This is a genomic window from Pseudomonas sp. SMV71 (genome assembly GCF_052042015.1).
Lineage (GTDB): Bacteria > Pseudomonadota > Gammaproteobacteria > Pseudomonadales > Pseudomonadaceae > Aquipseudomonas.
In genome coordinates this window covers 1-283 of sequence record NZ_JBKGGU010000075.1, presented here as the reverse complement: position 1 = coordinate 283, position 283 = coordinate 1, and the positions used below count along the sequence as shown (strand labels likewise).

Below are 283 nucleotides of genomic sequence, written 5' to 3'. Positions count from 1 at the left end.
GGACGGCGGTCGCGGCACGGCGGGCACGCAGTTGCTGCCGGTGCACGATGACGGGCGTCCGGCCGATGACTTCGGGCGGCTGGGCGTGGCGCTCAAAGCCAAGGTGTCGAAGACGGAGCTGAAGGTCGGCGAGTGGATGCCGGTGCTGCCGATCCTGCGTTCCGACGACGGCCGCTCCCTGCCGCAAACCTTCCGTGGCGGCCAGGTGACCTCTACCGAAATCAACGGCCTGAGCCTCTACGGCGGGCAGTTCCGTGGCAACAGCCCGCGCAACGACGCGAGC

Annotated in this window: 1 protein-coding gene; it reads left to right on the top strand. The window is 69.6% G+C overall.

Annotated elements, in window-relative coordinates; all coding sequences use genetic code 11:
- Window positions 1-283, top strand: a 283-nt coding sequence (locus ACLEJQ_RS25845) for an OprD family outer membrane porin (RefSeq protein WP_440799953.1), incomplete at both ends; no start/stop codon positions are given.